Here is a 15,973-nt window from a genome sequence, read left to right on the forward strand (position 1 = left end):
GTGACTGGTGTTACAGATGTGACTTCTGGGACCGGCACGTGGCCGAGGTAACCCGGCGCCAGTTCGTCATCGGGTTGCTCGCCTCGGCCAGTCTGGTCGGGACGTCGAGCGCGATCGCGATGTCGCAGACCCCGGCACCGTCCGGCGTCAAGACACCCCCGCCACCGATCGGTGCGGCACCGCTGTTGCCTCCCCCGCCGCCTGCCGCACGAATGCCGCTGCCGGGCGGCGGTGAACTGACCAAGCTGCCCGGTAACGGTGACCTGCTGGCCCTCACGGTCGACGACGGGGTGAACTCCGAGGTGGTGCGGCTCTACACCCAGCTGGCCAAGGACACCGGCATCCGGCTGACGTTCTTCGTCAACGGTGTGTACGACTCCTGGCGTGACAACGCCGCCCTGCTGCGACCGCTCGTCGATTCCGGCCAGATCCAGCTCGGCAACCACACCTGGTCCCATCCGGACCTGACCACGCTGACCAAGGACCAGGTCGCCGACCAGCTGGCGCGCAACGACCGATTCCTGCGCGCCACCTTCGGCGCCGACGCCACCCCCTACTTCCGCCCGCCCTACGGTGCCCACAACGACACCGTCGACGCCGTCGCCGCCGAACTCGGCTACCGGGTGCCCACGATGTGGGCGGGATCGCTCGCCGACTCCACACCGGTGGCCGAGGACTTCATCGTCAAGATGGCCGACCAATACTTCATCGCGCAGAACATCGTGATCGGCCACCTCAACCACCTGCCCGTCACCCACGTCTACCCGGCGCTGGTCGACATCGTCCGGTCGCGCAACCTGCGCACGGTCACGTTCAACGACGTCTTCCTGCAGCCGGAGATCCCGCACGTCACATCCGCCTAGTGGGGCCCGGGGGCGCCCGGATCTACGATGCCCGTCATGGAAGGCTCCGTGACTGTGCACATGGCCGCACCGGCCGACAAGATCTGGAACGTCATCACCGACATCACCCGGACCGGCGAGTTCTCCCCGGAGGTGTTCGAATCCGAATGGCTCGGCGGGGCCACCGGCCCGGCGCTGGGCGCAAAGTTCCGCGGCCACGTGCGGCGCAACGAGATCGGCCCGGTCTACTGGACCACGTGTCGCATCACCGCCTGCGAGCCCGGACGGGAATTCGGCTTCGCCGTGCTGGCCGGCGATCGGGCGGTCAACAACTGGCACTACCGTCTCGATCCGCGCGGCGACGGCACCGACGTGACAGAGTCCTTCCGGATGGCCGATTTCCCCGGGGTTCGGGTGTTCGAGTTGTTGGGTGGGCAGCTGCGGGTCCGGCGCAACAAGCGCGACATGCGGACCACCCTGGAACGGATCAAGAAGGTCGTCGAGAACGACTGAATCCCCGCCGCGGCCGCCGATTCGTTTGGTACAACCGGTGGATGGGTCGATGGACACGCGAGGAAATTGAGTCGGCGTTCGAAGAACACAAGCAGGTGGTCGTCGGCATCGCCGACAGCTGGGACTGGTCACGGTTCGCCGACCAGTTCACCGAAGACGCCACCTACGTCGAGCATTCCTACGGCACGTTCCACGGTCGTGAGGCGATCCGCGAGTGGATCGTCAAGACCATGAACACCTTTCCGGGCACCGAGATGCCGTGGTTCCCGTCCACCTGGCATTCCATCGATGTGGACAAGGGCTGGGTGATCTGCGAGTTCCAGAACCGGATGCGCGATCCCGGCGACGGCAGCATCCATGAGGAGCCCAACATCTCGGTGCTCAAGTACGCCGGCGACGGACTGTGGAGCTACGAGGAAGACGCCTACAACCCGATGAATTTCATGCCGATGGTGCGTGGCTACATCCAGACGTCGAAGAAGCTCGGCACCATCTCCGAGGACGCCGTGACGTTCGCCCGCAACATGGGTTGGGATCTGGGCTGACGCCGGGTCAGTCGGCGCTGCCTTCGGTGTCGTCGAAGAAGCTCCACTGGCCGTCGTGCTCCACTTCCATCCGCCAGCCCAGTTCGGAGTTGTCCGCCCGGGCGTCGACGAACCAGGCATGGGCGTCCTGCGCGCTCTCGATGTCCTTGGTGTCGACGACGTCGCCGTGCGGGTTGATCACGCGGTAGGTAGCCATGCTTGTTGCTTCCCCGCGGGAGCACGGTTCAATCCCCGGGATGCTTGAGACCCGCTCCGCACAGCGGGATCACCACGTCACCGGCGGCGACGGATTCGCGTAGCCGGTCCCATTCCGGTTCCCCGCGATCGGCCGCACCGGCCGCGGCGGCGAAGCAGACCGCCGCGGTGGGCTCGACGAACAGCCCTTCGCGCTCGGCGAGCACCCGGCGGGCGGCGACGACCGCGTCGTCGTCGACGGCGACGATCGTGCCGCCGGACGCCCGCACGGCGGCCAGGATCTGCCGGGCCCGCGGCGGCGCGGTGATCGCGATGCCCTCGGCGACGGTCGGCCGCTGGGGAAAGTCCCGTCCCCGCCAGGTCGCCGCCAGCGGAGCGCAGCCCGCCGCCTGCACGCCCAGCAGAGCCGGTATCCGGTCGGCCAGCCCGGCGGCGACCAGCTCGCTGAACGCCAGATGACAGCCCAGCAGCAGAGTCCCGTTGCCGACGGGCACCAGTACCGCCTCGGGCAGTCGGTGCCCGTTCTGGCGCCAGATCTCGTAGCCGTACATCTTGACCCCGTGCAGGAAGTACGGGTGGTAGACGTGACTGGCATAGAACACCCCGGGGCGCTCGGCGATGCGCGCGGCGGCCGCGGCGGTGTCGGCCCGGCTGCCCGGCACCACGGTCAACTCGGCTCCGTGTGAGCGGATCTGGGCCAGCTTCTCCGGTGAGGTCGACGCCGGCACGAGCACCTGGCAGGTGACGCCGGCCCTGGCGAGGTAGGCCGCCGCGGCGGTCCCGGCGTTGCCGCTGCTGTCGACCACCGCCTTGTCCACCCGCAGGCGGGCGGCCAGCGTCGCCAGCACCACCGCGCCACGATCCTTGAAAGACAATGTGGGGCTGAGGAATTCGAGCTTGAACCGGGCCGACGGCAGGGTCTGGGAGACCACCATGGGGGTATTCCCCTCGCCCAGCGTGACGGTGTCGCCGACCCGCAGCGGCAGCGGTGCTTCCGGGGTCGGCAGCCACTGCCCGCCGACATCGAACACGCCGCCGCAGGGGCAGCGCCACACCAGCTCGGCGACGTCGAATTCGGTTCCGCACGAGCCACATACCAACGGTGGCAGGTTCATGGCTCGGTGCCCTCGCGTTCGTCGACCACCCACAGCGTACCGGCTGGGACGGTGCGGGAGTCATCGTGGCAGCACGGGTGCCCGAATCCGGAAACGATCACGACCGGGCGCGCCGGACTCTACTGTCATCTCCCATGGGCATCGCCACTCGCGTCAATGGACAGCCGCCTCCCGAGATGGCCCTCGAGGACATCAACCTGGGCACCTTCGAGTTCTGGGGCATGGACGATTCACTGCGCGACGGCGCGTTCGCCACGCTGCGGCGCGAGTCCCCGATCACGTTCTTCCACGAGGTCGAGTTCGCGGGTATCGAACCCGGCCCGGGGCACTGGGCGCTGACCAAGCTCGACGACGTCTTCTACGCCAGCCGTCACCCCGAGATCTTCAGCTCCTACCCGAACATCACCATCGGCGACCAGATCCCGGAGGTCGCCGAATACTTCGGGTCGATGATCGCGCTGGATGACCCGCGGCACGCCCGGCTGCGCAACATCGTGCGCAGCGCCTTCACCCCGAAGGTGGTGGCCCGCACCGAGGAATCGGTGCGCGATCGCGCGCAGCGGCTGGTATCGGCGATGATCACCAACCATCCCGACGGCAACGCCGAGCTGGTGACCGAGCTGTCCGGGCCGCTGCCCCTGCAGGTGATCTGCGACATGATGGGCATCCCCGAGGACGACCACGAGCGGATCTTTCACTGGACCAACATCATTCTGGGGTTCGGTGACCCCGACCTGACCACCGATTTCGACGAGTTCCTCAAGGTGGCCTTCGACATCGGCGCCTATGCCACTGCGATGGCCGAGGACCGGCGGGTCAATCCCCGCGACGACCTCACCACCGCGCTGGTGGCCGCCGAGGTCGACGGCGAGCGGCTGACGTCGGCCGAGATCGCCTCGTTCTTCATCCTGCTGGCCGTCGCGGGCAACGAGACCACGCGCAACGCGATCAGCCACGGCGTCTTGGCCCTGACCCGGTATCCGGAGCAACGCCGGATCTGGTGGAACGACTTCGACGCGGTCGCAGACACCGCTGTCGAGGAGGTGGTGCGCTGGGCGTCGCCGGTGATCTACATGCGCCGCACCGTCACCCGCGACGTCGAGCTGTCGGGCGTGAAGATGGCCGAGGGTGACAAGGTCACCATGTGGTACGCCTCGGCCAACCGTGACGAGGACAAGTTCGCCGACCCGTGGCTCTTCGACGTCACCCGCACCCCCAATCATCACGTCGGCTTCGGCGGCGGCGGCGCGCACTTCTGTCTGGGCGCCAACCTGGCCCGCCGGGAGATCGCCGTCGTCTTCGACGAACTGCACCGGCGGATCCCGGACATCGAAGTGACCGAGGAGCCATCGATGCTGCTCTCGGCATTCATCCACGGCATCAAACGGCTGCCGGTGAGCTGGACGCCGACCTGAGGGTGTGGCGCCGGCGCTGCCGCCCTCGTAGCGTGATGGACATGAAGCAGCGGGCGCACTGGTTGGTGATGCACGGCGTGATCCGGGCGGCGGCCAGCGTGGCGGCCCGTCGCGGTGACCCACAGGCCCGGATGGCATTCGATCCGGCGGTGCGCACCGACCCGGTGTCGTTCTTCGAAGAGATGCGTCCGCAGGGACCGATGCTTCCCACTCGGCTGGGTTACCTGACTCTCGACCACGCGGTGGCCCACGAACTGCTGCGCTCGGAGGATTTCCGGGTGATCATTCTCGGCGGCAATCTGCCCAAGCCCCTGCGCTGGGTGGAGCGACGCACCCGCGACGACCTGCTGCACCCGCTGCGACCGCCATCCCTGCTGGCCGTGGAACCCCCGGAACACACCCGCTACCGCAAGACCGTCTCGTCGGTGTTCACCTCGCGGGCGGTGGCCGCACTGCGGGACCGGGTCGAGGACACCGCCGCCGACCTGCTCGACGGGCTGTCCGACGGTCCCCGCGTGGTCGACATCGTCGAGCGGTACTGCTCGCAGCTGCCCGTCGCGATCATCGGCGACATCCTCGGAGTACCCGACGCCGACCGGCCGCGGATCCTCGAATTCGGTGAACTCGCCGCGCCGAGTCTGGACATCGGGCTGACCTGGTCGCAGTACCAGCGGGTGCAGACGGGACTGGCCGGGTTCAACCGGTGGCTGTCCGCGCACCTGCGCCATCTGCGCGAACACCCCGGCGACGACCTGATGAGCCAGCTCATCGAGGCGTCGGACGACGGGCAGCACCTCGATGAGACCGAGTTGCAGGGCGTCGCCGGTCTGGTCCTCGCCGCCGGGTTCGAGACCACTGTCAACCTGCTGGGCAACGGGATTCGATTGCTGCTCAACTCCCCCGATCAGCTCGCGCGGCTGCGGGAGGATCCGTCGCTGTGGCCGACCGCAGTCGAAGAGATCCTGCGCCTGGAGTCACCGGTCCAGTTGTCGGCGCGAATCGCGTTGCGAGACACCGAGGTAGCCGGCACCACTGTGCGAGCGGGCCAGATGGTGGCGATCTATCTCGCCGCCGCCAACCGCGACCCAGCCGTGTTCGAGGACCCGCACCGATTCGACGTAGGCCGCCCGAACGCCGGTAAGCACCTGGCCTTTTCGGGGGGCCGGCACTTCTGCCTCGGGGCCGCGCTGGCCCGCGCCGAGGGCGAAGTAGGACTGCGCCGGTTCTTCACGCACTTCCCCGAGGCTCAACTCGCCGGGCTCGGCAGCCGTCGCGACACCCGGGTGCTGCGCGGGTGGGCCGACCTACCGGTCAGCCTCGGCTCGCCCGGGCTGATCTCCTCGCGCGACTGACGCCGCCTCCTGGTCGACCCGAGGGTCCAGGGCGTCGGCATGCGAGGCCCGCTCGTCGAGTTCCTCGCGATGGGCGGCCGCCTGGTCGCGGTGCTTGGCGGCGTTCTCTTCCAGCCGAGCCGCCTCGGCGGCCTTCGCTTCCGCTTCCGCCTGTGCCGCACGGGCTTTGGCGGCGGTCTCATCGGCCAGGGCCTCGCGGCGCGCTACCTTTGCCTGCTCCTGGCGGACTTCGTCACGGATCTCGTCGGCCTGCGCGCGCCGGCGGCTGAGCTGGCGATTGCGTCCCACCCAGACCAGTGCTCCGACGACAAGCAGCACGGCGAGCACGGCGATGACAATCCACACGTTCGAGGACATCCTCGGCTCCTTCATCGGTCGGGGCCGCCGATACGGCACCGTCAAAAAGCGGCGTTCCCGTCCCGGCCCTGCGCCAAACCGCTCAATGCGGTCAGCATGCCGCTCGCCGACCGGCGCCAGGTGAAGGTTTCCGCCCGCCGTCGTGCGCAGAATCGCCGATGGTGTTCGGGGCGGTCGATGATGCCCGCGACGGCGGCGGCGATCGCGCGCGGATCGTTGTCGGCACATGCGCCGCTGTCGGAGGTGAGGATCTCGGTCAGCGCCGAGGTGCGGGACACCACCGCCGGCGTTCCGCACGCCAGCGCTTCCAGCGCCGCCAGGCCGAACGTCTCGTGCGGGCCGGGCGCCAACGCGACATCGGCGGTGGCCAACAACCTGGCCACGGCGTCACGCGAGTCGACGAAGCCGGTGAAGTCCACCGGCAACCGCGCGGCCTGGCGCTGCAGCCGGGCCCGCATCGGCCCGTCGCCGACGATCACCAGCCGGGCGTCGACACCCGAATGGCGAAGGGCGGCAAGGGCGTCGATGCTGCGATCGGCCCGTTTCTCGACCGACAGGCGCCCGCAGTGCACCAGTAACAGCTGATCGGGGGCGGCCCGGCGGCTGCGGGCCAGTGGGCAGAACCGACGGGGATGAAACATGTCCAGGTCCACGCCCAGCGGCACCGTCATCACGTTGGTGGCGCCGATGCGATCGAACTCCTCACGGGCGAAGGCGGTGGTGCACAGCACCGTGTCGTAATTGGCCGCGGTCCGGCGATTGGCCACGTCGGCGAGCCGGCGGGCCAGCCGCCTTGGCAGCAGTTGCCCGGTCAGCCGATCCAGCCGCTCATGGGAGATCATCACGGTCGTCACGCCCCGCTGTGCACCCCACCGGCCCAGCGACCGCAGGGTGAACCGGTCGGACACCTCGATGGCATCGGGTGCCAACCGCTCCAACAGCGCGGTCACCGGCGCGGGCAGCACCGCACGATAGCCCCCGGTGAATGGAATCTGCCTGGCCGGCACCGTGATTCGGACGACCCCGCTGGGCAGCTCGGTGTGCGACGCGCCGGATCCCGGCACGATCAGAAACACCTCGTGCCCGGCGGCGCAGTATTCGGCGCCGAGCCGGTCGACCGCCGTACGCAGGCCCCCCGAGCGCGGGCCGTAGAAGTTCGCGACCTGCGCGACCCGCATCATGGCCGTATCTGAACGCGTGGCGGTGTGCGCCCGGCCACCACCGCCCTTCGGTGTCCTGAACACGCGGTGAACAGCCACAATTCGATTACCCCTGATCGAGATGCGCAGCGAACCAGTCCTGTAGTCGGGTCCAGGCGTCGGCGGCGGCAAGGGGGTTGTAGCGCGGTCCGGTGTCGTTGAAGAAGGCGTGATCGGCGTCGGGTTCGACGACCAGGTCGTTGACCAGCCCGGCCTGATCGAGCGCCGCCTTGGCGGCCGGTTCCGAGGACGTGACCCGTTGGTCGAGCGCACCGTAGAGGCCGAGCACCGCGGCGTTGCGCGAGCCGGCGAAGTCGGGGTTGTCCGGTAGCGGGCCGTAGAACGGCACCGCCGCGGCCAGGCGTGGTTCACCGGCGGCCAGCAGACGCCACACCAGCCCGCCGCCGAAGCAGAAGCCGACGACGGCGAGCTTGCGGCCCGGGGCGCGGCGGGCCAGCTCGTCGAGACCGGAACGCAGATCGGCGAGGAACCGCTCGGGCGCTACGGCACCCAGCGCCGCGGTCGCGGCGGCCGGGTCGGTGAACGTCGCGGTACCGCCTTCCTCGGAGAGCAGGTCGATGGCCAGCGCGGAGTACCCGATACCGGCCAGGCGACCGGCGACCGAGCGCACCCAGTCGTTCAGACCCTTGTTCTCGTGGATCACCAGCACTGCGCCCCGTGGCGTGGCGGCCGGTGCCCAGCTGCCCTGCAACTCGCCGGTGGACCCCGGCCAGGTGATCGGCGTGGTGGGCAGCGCGCCCGCCAGTCCCGGCGGCGGCGAGGTGGTCGACGGCGCGGCCGGTGACGGCGACGAGGCGGACGGCGCGGCCGCCGGTTTGTCGCCGGCGCATGCCGCGATCAACGCGCTCGCCGCGGCCGTGCCGACGCCCAGCAGCGCCAGCCGCCGCAACGCCTCTCGGCGGCTGAGCAGGCCGTCGACGTGATCGGTGGCGATCTCTTCGGCGATGTAGCGCTGTAACGGAGTCACCTTCGCGAGTATGCGCCCGATGGGTATGCCTGCGCTGAGAGCACGATCGTCGAGGAAGGTGGAATGGGTGGCTGAGCACGCTGAGCACGAGGTACTCGCCGGGTCGCAGGCGTTCGAGCAGGTGGTGGCGCTGCTGGACTATCCGATGTTCGTGGTGACCACCCGGGTGGGCGATCAGCGGGCGGGCTGCCTGGTGGGGTTCAGCAGCCAGGTGTCGATCAACCCGCCGCGGTTTCTGGTGGGGCTGTCCAAGCGCAATCACACCTATCGCGTCGCGGCGGGTGGCGCCACCCACCTGGCGGTGCACCTGCTGTCCACGGAGCATCGGGAGCTGGCGCGGCTGTTCGGCAGCGAGACCGGGGACCGGATCGACAAGTTCGAGCGATGCCGGTGGTGGGAGGGCCCCGACGGGCTGCCGATCCTCGCCGACGCGGCCGCCTGGTTCGCCGGCCGGGTCATGGACCGCTTCGACCTGGGCGATCACGTCGGGCATCTGACCCAGCCGGTGGCCGGTGCCGCCCCCGAGCGGTTCGGCGACCTGGTCACGTTCACCGACGTCAAGGACCTGGAGCCCGGACACGAGGCGTGAACCCGCGGCCGTAAACAGATTCGCAAAAGTGTCCACTAAATCGTTGACACTGGTTCGGGCAAACGGTTCTATTGACGCTCGTGACCTACGACACGATCATCCGCAACGGCCGGTGGTTCGACGGAACGGGTGCGCCGTCCGGGATCCGTGACATCGGCATCCGCGACGGCCGCATCGCCACCGTCAGCCTGCGGCCCCTCGACGTCACCGGCTGCCCCGACGTCGTCGACGCCGGCGGCAAGTGGGTGCTGCCGGGCATGGTCGACGTGCACACCCACTACGACGTCGAGGTGCTCGGCGGCCCGGGACTGCCGGAGTCGGTGCGCCACGGGGTCACCACCGTCCTGCTGGGGTCCTGCTCGTTGTCGACCATCCATGTCGGCGGCAGCGATGCCGGCGACCTGTTCGGGCGCGTCGAGGCGATCCCGCGTGAGCACGTGATCGCCGCCGTCGACGGGGCGAAGACCTGGAACTGCGCCGAGCAGTACGTCGCGGCGCTGGAGTCGCGGGCGCTCGGGCCGAACATCGCGGCCTTCATCGGTCACTCCGACATGCGGACCGCCGTCATGGGATTGGATCGGGCCACCCGAAAGGATGTGCGGCCCAACGCCCGTCAGCAGGCTGAGATGGAACGGATGCTGGCCGAGGCACTGGACGCCGGATTCGTCGGGCTGTCCTCTCAGCAGCTGCTGTTCGACAAGATCGACGGCGAGACCTGTCGGTCGCGCACGCTGCCGTCGACGTATGCCAAGCCGCGCGAGCTGCGCCGGCTCAAGTCGCTGCTGCGCAAGCGCGGCCGGGTGCTGCAGTCCGGGCCCGACATCCAGAACCCGCTGAACCTGATCTCCCAAGTGGCGCAGTCGCTTCCGGTGCTGCGCGACAAGCTCAAGACCAGCCTGCTGTCGGCCGCCGACGTCAAGGCCAATCCGTTCGCCATCCTGATCATGGGCCCGCTCGCCCGGGTGGTGAACCGGTTCGGCGGCGACTTCCGCTGGCAGCATCTGCCGGTTCCGTTCGAGGTGTACGCCGACGGCATCGATCTGGTGGTGTTCGAGGAGTTCGGTTCGGGTGCCGCCGCGCTGCATCTGCGCGACGAGGTCGAACGCAATGCCCTGCTCTCCGACGAGGGATACCGGCGCCAGTTCCGCAAGGACTACGACAGCAAGTACGGGGTGCGGGTCTGGCACCGCGACTTCTTCGACGCCGAGATCGTCGCCTGCCCGGACGAGACCGTGGTGGGCAAGTCCTTCGGCCAGGTCGGCGTGGACCGCGGCGGGCTGCACCCGGTGGACGCATTCCTGGACCTGGTGCTCGAGCACGGCACCAAACTGCGCTGGCGCACCACGATCTCCAATCACCGTCCCGAGGTGCTCAAGAAGCTGGCCCGCGACCCCGGCATCCAGATGGGCTTCTCGGATGCCGGTGCGCACCTGCGCAATATGGCGTTCTACAACTACGGGTTACGGCTGTTGCGCCACGTGCGAGACGCGCAACGCAGCGGGCGTCCGTTCATGTCGGTCGAGCAGGCCGTGCACCGGATGACCGGCGAGCTGGCCGACTGGTATCAGATCGACGCCGGGCACCTGCGGGTGGGCGACCGCGCCGACCTGGTCGTGCTGAACCCGAATCGGCTCGACAGCCACCTCGACGACTACGCCGAGGCCCCGGTCGAGCAGTACGCCGGACTGCCCCGGATGGTCAACCGCAACAACGACGTCGTCGAGCTGGTGCTGATCGGCGGTCGCGCGGTGGTCCGCGACGGGGAGCCGACGCCGGTACTCGGCGCCGAGCGCACCGGAAGTTTCCTGCGGGTGGGCCGGCCGACTCCGGCGCCCGGAACGACGACGGAATCGGAGCTGGCCCATGTCAATTGACACTTCGGCAGTACCCACCGAGGTTGCCCAGACCGTGCTGGGCATGTGGAATGCGCTGTCCAACCGCGACTGGGAGACGCTGAAGACCTTCCTGTCCGACGATTGCATCTACGTCGACATGCCGGTCGGCCCGATTGCGGCCGCGCGCGGGCCCGAGGACATCGTCAAGCGGCTCAAGGTCGGACTGGAACCGCTGGCCGGCTACGAGAATCACGATGGTGTGCTGGTCAGCAACGGCGTGGACACCATGTACGAGCACTCCGAGACGTGGACGTTCGCCAGCGGTGAGCAGGGTGTGCTGCGGTTCGTCACGGTCCACAAGGTCGCCGACGGCAAGATCACGCTGTGGAAGGACTACTGGGACATGAACGGGCTGATCAGCTTCGCCCCGCCCACCTGGATGGAGGAGCTGGCCACGGCCGACACCTCGTGGATGTTCGACGCCACCGGGCTGATCTGATCGGTCCGCCGGTGACCGCCACCGTCGAGATGACGGCCACCGGGACCACCCCGAACTAGGCCGCGCCGCGGTGCCGGGCCGAGCCGCCCTTGCCGTTGCCGGTGGAATGTGCGCTCGATGCGCCGCCGGCTTTCTTGCCGCTGCTGGCGGTTTTACTGCCCGACCGCACCGGGCTGTGCGCCTTGACCGAGCCGGTTGCGGTTTCCGATGACGTTGCCGCAGGCGAGCTTTCGGGTGCCGGGGGGTCATCGGTCTTGGCTGTGGTCGTCGACTCGGCGGATGCGGCCACCTTGGCCGTCAGCGTCGTGGCCGCCGCGGACGCGGGTGCTGCCGGCGGCTTGAGCGCCTCGGCCACCGCGTCGCGCAATTTCAACAGCGCGGCGATGGGCCCGCCGCCGCCCACGCCGTCGAGCGGGGTCAGCAGACCGGGCGTGGACTCGTTGCCGTTGAGGAACGCGTTCGCCAGCATTGCGGGCGCGTTGATGAGCGCGCTGGTCGCCGTCACCAGATCGCCCGCCCGGACGGCGTCCACGACCGCTTGCGCGCTGTCACCGAACTGGGTGATGGTGGCGTAAATCGGTGATATCACCGCGATTCCGGTCAACAGTAGGTTCACCCCGCCCAGGGCGCCGATCACGTTGGCGACGTTCTGTGCGGCGGTCTGCACCATCGGGATCACCGCGTTGATCGGAATGATCGCCAGGAATACCGGCGGTAGCAGCACCCCACCCCAGATTGTCTGCACCGCGTCGGCAACCTGGCCGGCCGCGAGTTGGTTGGCGGCGTTGAAGAACGCCTGCGGCATCGAGGCGAACGTGCTGACCGCCTGTCCGAACGTCTGCGATGCCGTGTCGACCAGCGTATTCGCGTTGGCGAAGAAGTTCGTGGCCAGCTGACTCAGGATCGGCGTCGGATCGATCTGGACCTGCGTGCCCAGGGCGCTGAGGTTGGTGAAACTGGTCCCGATGACCTGCACCCACTCCTCGATCGGGTTCACGAACGCGGCCATCTGTACCTCTGCGCTGCGCAGCGACGGTAGCTGGACCCCGGGCGACGAGGCCAGGATCGGCGTCATCGCAATGGCGCTCGCCCCGGCGAGAGCAACTCCCGCGGTGACAGTCCGGTTGAGGGCGAAATGCATAGCGTGCTCCTTCATCTTCTCCAGAACCCCCTCCGAATTCGGAAGCTACTCGCGAGTAAGGAGAAAATTGGAGGTTTTCTCAAAAAAATGTGCGGTGTCGTCATTCGCGCGTTCACATCCTGGATACTGGCGGGAGTATCTGGTCAAAACTGATGCACAGCAACCTGATTGAACGCTGTGAGTCGATGACGCAAGCGATAATTATTTATCCACAAACACGTCAATTAACTATTTGATTCGGCGAGTAATTAGCTAAACAAATAGGTTGACTGACGGGATCGATAGTTTCCGGCCGACCGGGCCGACGGCTGCCGGGGGCTGAGCGGGGCGGTGCGACCAGCCGCTTTGGTGACCGCCGGGTGGCAGCACACACGCGGATGTGTCTGCCGGGCGTGCCCCCGGAGAATTTGCTGGTGAGGCGGCTCGCCGCTCGGCGCAAACCCGACTCGGCGGCGCGGTGCCGACGCTAGGCTGAGCGGGCCGGGAGGTTGGCCCGATCGTCAGGAGGCAGGGATGCGCAAGATCGTCATGGTGCCCGTCATCGCGTGCGGGCTCCTCGGTGTCGCGGTCCCGCTCGCCGGCCCGTCGTCGGCCACCTCGTGCCACTCCCCGAGTTGTGTGCCGAACGTGGCCCGCAACGTCGTCAGTGGCACCCCCTGCACTCCGAGCCCGTCGTTCGTCTTCGGGATGGACGCCCAGAACGCAACGTTGATCTGCGCAGCCAGTGGCGTATGGATGCCCACCGGCCCGTTGGTCGGCGAGGCACAGGTGGCATTGCCCTGCTCGACCCCGGGGACCACCGCACAGCAGCGCTGGGCCGGCAACGAATGGCAGACCAAGGTTCCCGGGGTGCCGCTGCAGTGCACGGGTCCGGCCGGCATCTCCACCTGGACGCACTTCGCGCCCGCCTGAACCCTCGTCACTCAGCGCGGCAACCGGTAGACGCGTGCGGCATTGTCGTGGCCGATCAGGTCGGTGACTCTGACCGCATCTGCGGTGCTCCACTGGCCGCGCTCGACGAACCGGCCCAGCACGGCGGTCATCCCTGAGCGCCAGAGCCGCGAGCCGAGGTAGTGCAGTTCGGCCGGGCCGAACGCGTCCGACGAATAGAGGATCTTGCGAAACGGTGCCAGCTCGAGCGTGCGCGCGATGAACGCCTCGGCGCGGGCGCCGAGATGGTTGATGCTCAGGCCGACATCCAGATAGACGTTGTTGAAGGCCTGGGCCAGATAGCCCGCCTCCCGCTCGTACGGGTAACAGTGCAAGAGCACGATCGGCGTGCTGCCGGACTGCCGCAGGAGATCCAGCAGCAGCATCGGGTTGGTGCGGTGCAGATCGCAGTCGCGGTCCCCGAGTCCGACGTGGAACTGCAGGGGCTTGCCCAGCCGAAGTGCCTCGTGCACGCCGAAGCGCAGCAGCACCCGATCGGTCAGTCGCACTCCCCCGGTGTCGCGCCAGCGGTTGGCCGCGTCGGCGACGGCGCGGGCGTCCGGTTCGGACAGGTCGCCGTCGAACCCGCCGCGGTAGGCGAGCACCGTCTTGGTGGCCACCGCCGTTGCGGCACGCGTGTGCAGGATGTGTCGAAACGCCTCGGCATAGTCACCCGGGGTCGCCGCGGCCTGCTCGGCGATCTGCTCGAGGCGGACGATCTCGGCGACCGATCCCCCGGAGGTGTCCGCCATCTCCGGCAGCCCGGCGATCGCGCCGGGCAGGCCGGTGTCGACCAGCCAGTCGCTGACCCCGGCGGCCGGCAGGAACAGCCGAGCCAGTTGGTCTTCGGTGAACGCCTGGCGCCGCTCCCAATAGCTCTGCGGGTCAACATGTTCGGGTAACCCGAGCAGCGGCGCGCAGTGTGCGCGGACGGCGAAGCCGAGTTGGGTGTCGAAACCGGAGTCGAACTCGGCCAGCGGCTCGATGTTGGCCTCGTTGAGGCCGTTCTCGAACCGCCGCCGGTCGCCGGCGGCCAGCCAGTAGCCATGCACGTGGTTGTCCACCAGGCGCACGGCGGCGATGTGGTCGGCCAGGGCGGTCGTCGCGGCCACCTACAGGCTCCAGGCCATCCGGAACTTCTCGGTGAGCGCCTCGGGGTCCAGATGCGAATACGTTTCGTGCTCATAGCGGCGAACGGCGACCAACGCGTCGACGGCGGCGTCGCCCAGGATCTCCCGCAGCCGAGCCGATCCGTCCAGCGCGGCGATCTGCTCGGCCTGGTCGCTGCTCAGCGCCACCGTGCCCGCGGCCCTGCGGTCGTCCTCGGACAGGGTGGCCGGGTCGACCGGGGTTTCCGGCGGGAGCGCGGCGTCGTGCTCGATGCCGTCGAGAGCCAGGCCCAGGATCGCGGCGGTGGCGAAGTACGGGTTGGCCGACGGGTCGACGACCTTGACCTCGACGTTGGCCCCGTACGGGTTGCCGTGGCCGCCGCGCACGAAACGCACGGCCGCCTCGCGGTTCTCGGTGCCCCAGCAGGCGTACGCGCCGGCCCAGTTGCCGGGCTGCATCCGCAGCCCGGACACGATCGAGCCGCAGAAGATCAGCTGCGCCTGCGGCAGGCCCGAGATGATCCCGCCGACGGCACTCTGGCCTTCCTCGGTCATCCCCTGGGCCCCGGTGCCCCCGGAGAACAGCGGCGAGTCGCCCCGAAGCAGCGAAAAGTGTTGGTGCGCGCCCGAACCCACGCTCCCGGCGAACGGCACCGGCGACAGGCTCACCCGCATGCCGTATGTGCGCGCCACCCTGCTGATGATGATGCGGGCCAGGATCAGCTGGTCGGCGGCGGCCACCGGCGATCGCGGGGCCAGCGAGATCTCGAATTGGTTGACGCCGTACTCGGGGTGGAACTGTTCGATGCCGACCCCGGCGGCGCCCGCCGCGGCGGTGACGTCACGGACGAACCCCTCGTGTTCCAGCACCCCGGCCAGGCCGTACTGTGCCCACAGATTGCCGGGCAGCCGATTGCCGTCGGGATCGACGAGCAGGAACTCGATCTCGTGGCCGACCAGCGCGTGCAGCCCGGCCTGCGTCAGCCGGGATTCGATCCGGGCCAGGGTCCCGCGCGCACAGGACGGGATCGGGTTGCCGTCCTGGTCGAAGAAGCCGCCCGGTGCCCACGCCAAGCCGTCGCCGATGGCCCGTACCGCGTCCAGGTCGATGCGCACCCGCTCGTCGCCGACCACGCTGATGCCCGGGGTGAAGGCGATACCGGCACGGTCGATGGCGAACCCGTGCCAGACCGGGCTGGCGCCCAGTCCTGGATCGGCGAATGCGTCCAGGCGGCCGAGCGGCACCGTCTTGGCGTGCGTCAGCCCGGCGGGGTTGACGACGGTTCCGATCACGGTGTCCACGTCGTCGGCGTCGAACAGCGGTGCGGTCATGGCTGCCATTGTGCCGA

At 68.7% G+C, this 15,973-nt stretch carries 17 protein-coding genes; 9 read left to right on the plus strand and 8 right to left on the minus strand.

Annotated elements, in window-relative coordinates:
* The first annotated feature begins 38 nt into the window (after positions 1–38).
* Genes MSZK_RS18665 through MSZK_RS18675 form a run of 3 tightly spaced genes read left to right on the plus strand, consistent with a single transcriptional unit; the run spans position 39 to position 1,900 of the window.
* Positions 39–863 carry a polysaccharide deacetylase family protein gene (locus tag MSZK_RS18665; protein WP_099250187.1) on the plus strand — a complete coding sequence of 275 codons (825 nt, stop codon included), beginning with the start codon at positions 39–41 and terminating at the stop codon, positions 861–863.
* A 36-nt stretch (positions 864–899) separates the two neighbouring features.
* Entirely contained in the window at positions 900–1,355 is a 456-nt protein-coding gene (locus tag MSZK_RS18670; protein WP_099250188.1) for an SRPBCC family protein, read from the plus strand.
* A gap of 41 nt (positions 1,356–1,396) precedes the next feature.
* The gene (locus MSZK_RS18675) at positions 1,397–1,900 is read left to right on the plus strand and encodes a nuclear transport factor 2 family protein (RefSeq protein ID WP_099250189.1); all 504 of its coding nucleotides are present in this window, start codon (positions 1,397–1,399) and stop codon (positions 1,898–1,900) included.
* A 7-nt stretch (positions 1,901–1,907) separates the two neighbouring features.
* Here MSZK_RS18675 and MSZK_RS18680 read toward each other — a convergent pair whose 3' ends face one another.
* Both MSZK_RS18680 and MSZK_RS18685 read right to left on the minus strand, forming a co-directional pair.
* Positions 1,908–2,096: a hypothetical protein gene (locus MSZK_RS18680; RefSeq protein WP_099250190.1), complete on the minus strand. Its 189-nt coding sequence runs from the start codon at positions 2,094–2,096 to the stop codon at positions 1,908–1,910.
* A 28-nt stretch (positions 2,097–2,124) separates the two neighbouring features.
* The gene (locus MSZK_RS18685) at positions 2,125–3,210 is read right to left on the minus strand and encodes a pyridoxal-phosphate dependent enzyme (protein WP_099250191.1); all 1,086 of its coding nucleotides are present in this window, start codon (positions 3,208–3,210) and stop codon (positions 2,125–2,127) included.
* A gap of 134 nt (positions 3,211–3,344) precedes the next feature.
* Between MSZK_RS18685 and MSZK_RS18690 the strand changes: the two genes are divergently transcribed.
* Together MSZK_RS18690 and MSZK_RS18695 are read left to right on the plus strand one after the other, a co-directional pair.
* Complete coding sequence (locus tag MSZK_RS18690) at positions 3,345–4,625, plus strand: cytochrome P450 (protein WP_099250192.1); 1,281 nt, start codon at positions 3,345–3,347, stop codon at positions 4,623–4,625.
* Between the two features lie 41 nt (positions 4,626–4,666).
* Complete coding sequence (locus MSZK_RS18695) at positions 4,667–5,977, plus strand: cytochrome P450 (RefSeq protein ID WP_099250243.1); 1,311 nt, start codon at positions 4,667–4,669, stop codon at positions 5,975–5,977.
* On the opposite strand, the gene MSZK_RS18700 is transcribed toward MSZK_RS18695, so the two are convergent.
* From MSZK_RS18700 to MSZK_RS18710, 3 genes are all read right to left on the minus strand, one after another.
* Positions 5,930–6,334, minus strand: coding sequence for a hypothetical protein (locus MSZK_RS18700; RefSeq protein WP_099250193.1), 405 nt, complete (start codon positions 6,332–6,334; stop codon positions 5,930–5,932). The two genes, MSZK_RS18695 and MSZK_RS18700, sit on opposite strands and share 48 nt — an antisense overlap.
* A gap of 41 nt (positions 6,335–6,375) precedes the next feature.
* Positions 6,376–7,512, minus strand: coding sequence for a glycosyltransferase (locus MSZK_RS18705; RefSeq protein ID WP_099250244.1), 1,137 nt, complete (start codon positions 7,510–7,512; stop codon positions 6,376–6,378).
* A gap of 88 nt (positions 7,513–7,600) precedes the next feature.
* Positions 7,601–8,521, minus strand: a complete 921-nt coding sequence (locus MSZK_RS18710) for a dienelactone hydrolase family protein (protein WP_099250194.1) — start codon at positions 8,519–8,521, stop codon at positions 7,601–7,603.
* Between the two features lie 145 nt (positions 8,522–8,666).
* Here MSZK_RS18710 and MSZK_RS18715 point away from each other — a divergent pair, with 145 nt between their 5' ends.
* From MSZK_RS18715 to MSZK_RS18725, 3 genes are all read left to right on the plus strand, one after another.
* The gene (locus MSZK_RS18715; protein ID WP_233211392.1) at positions 8,667–9,110 is read left to right on the plus strand and encodes a flavin reductase family protein; all 444 of its coding nucleotides are present in this window, start codon (positions 8,667–8,669) and stop codon (positions 9,108–9,110) included.
* Between the two features lie 80 nt (positions 9,111–9,190).
* Entirely contained in the window at positions 9,191–10,984 is a 1,794-nt protein-coding gene (locus MSZK_RS18720) for an amidohydrolase family protein (RefSeq protein ID WP_199203392.1), read from the plus strand.
* On the plus strand, positions 10,974–11,444 hold the full coding sequence (locus MSZK_RS18725; protein ID WP_099250196.1) for a limonene-1,2-epoxide hydrolase family protein: 471 nt from the start codon (positions 10,974–10,976) through the stop codon (positions 11,442–11,444). Before MSZK_RS18720 ends, MSZK_RS18725 begins: the two co-directional genes overlap by 11 nt.
* Positions 11,445–11,499: 55 nt before the next feature.
* Here MSZK_RS18725 and MSZK_RS18730 read toward each other — a convergent pair whose 3' ends face one another.
* Positions 11,500–12,585, minus strand: a complete 1,086-nt coding sequence (locus MSZK_RS18730; protein ID WP_142389958.1) for a hypothetical protein — start codon at positions 12,583–12,585, stop codon at positions 11,500–11,502.
* 513 nt (positions 12,586–13,098) lie between these two features.
* Between MSZK_RS18730 and MSZK_RS18735 the strand changes: the two genes are divergently transcribed.
* Positions 13,099–13,497 (plus strand): hypothetical protein, encoded by a 399-nt coding sequence (locus MSZK_RS18735; RefSeq protein ID WP_099250198.1) that lies wholly within the window; start codon positions 13,099–13,101, stop codon positions 13,495–13,497.
* A gap of 11 nt (positions 13,498–13,508) precedes the next feature.
* Here MSZK_RS18735 and MSZK_RS18740 read toward each other — a convergent pair whose 3' ends face one another.
* Positions 13,509–14,627 carry an amidohydrolase family protein gene (locus MSZK_RS18740; RefSeq protein ID WP_099250199.1) on the minus strand — a complete coding sequence of 373 codons (1,119 nt, stop codon included), beginning with the start codon at positions 14,625–14,627 and terminating at the stop codon, positions 13,509–13,511.
* Positions 14,628–15,965 carry a glutamine synthetase family protein gene (locus MSZK_RS18745; RefSeq protein WP_099250200.1) on the minus strand — a complete coding sequence of 446 codons (1,338 nt, stop codon included), beginning with the start codon at positions 15,963–15,965 and terminating at the stop codon, positions 14,628–14,630.
* Positions 15,966–15,973: the final 8 nt, after the last annotated feature.

Source organism: Mycobacterium sp. shizuoka-1, assembly GCF_002723835.1.
Taxonomy (GTDB): Bacteria; Actinomycetota; Actinomycetes; order Mycobacteriales; family Mycobacteriaceae; genus Mycobacterium.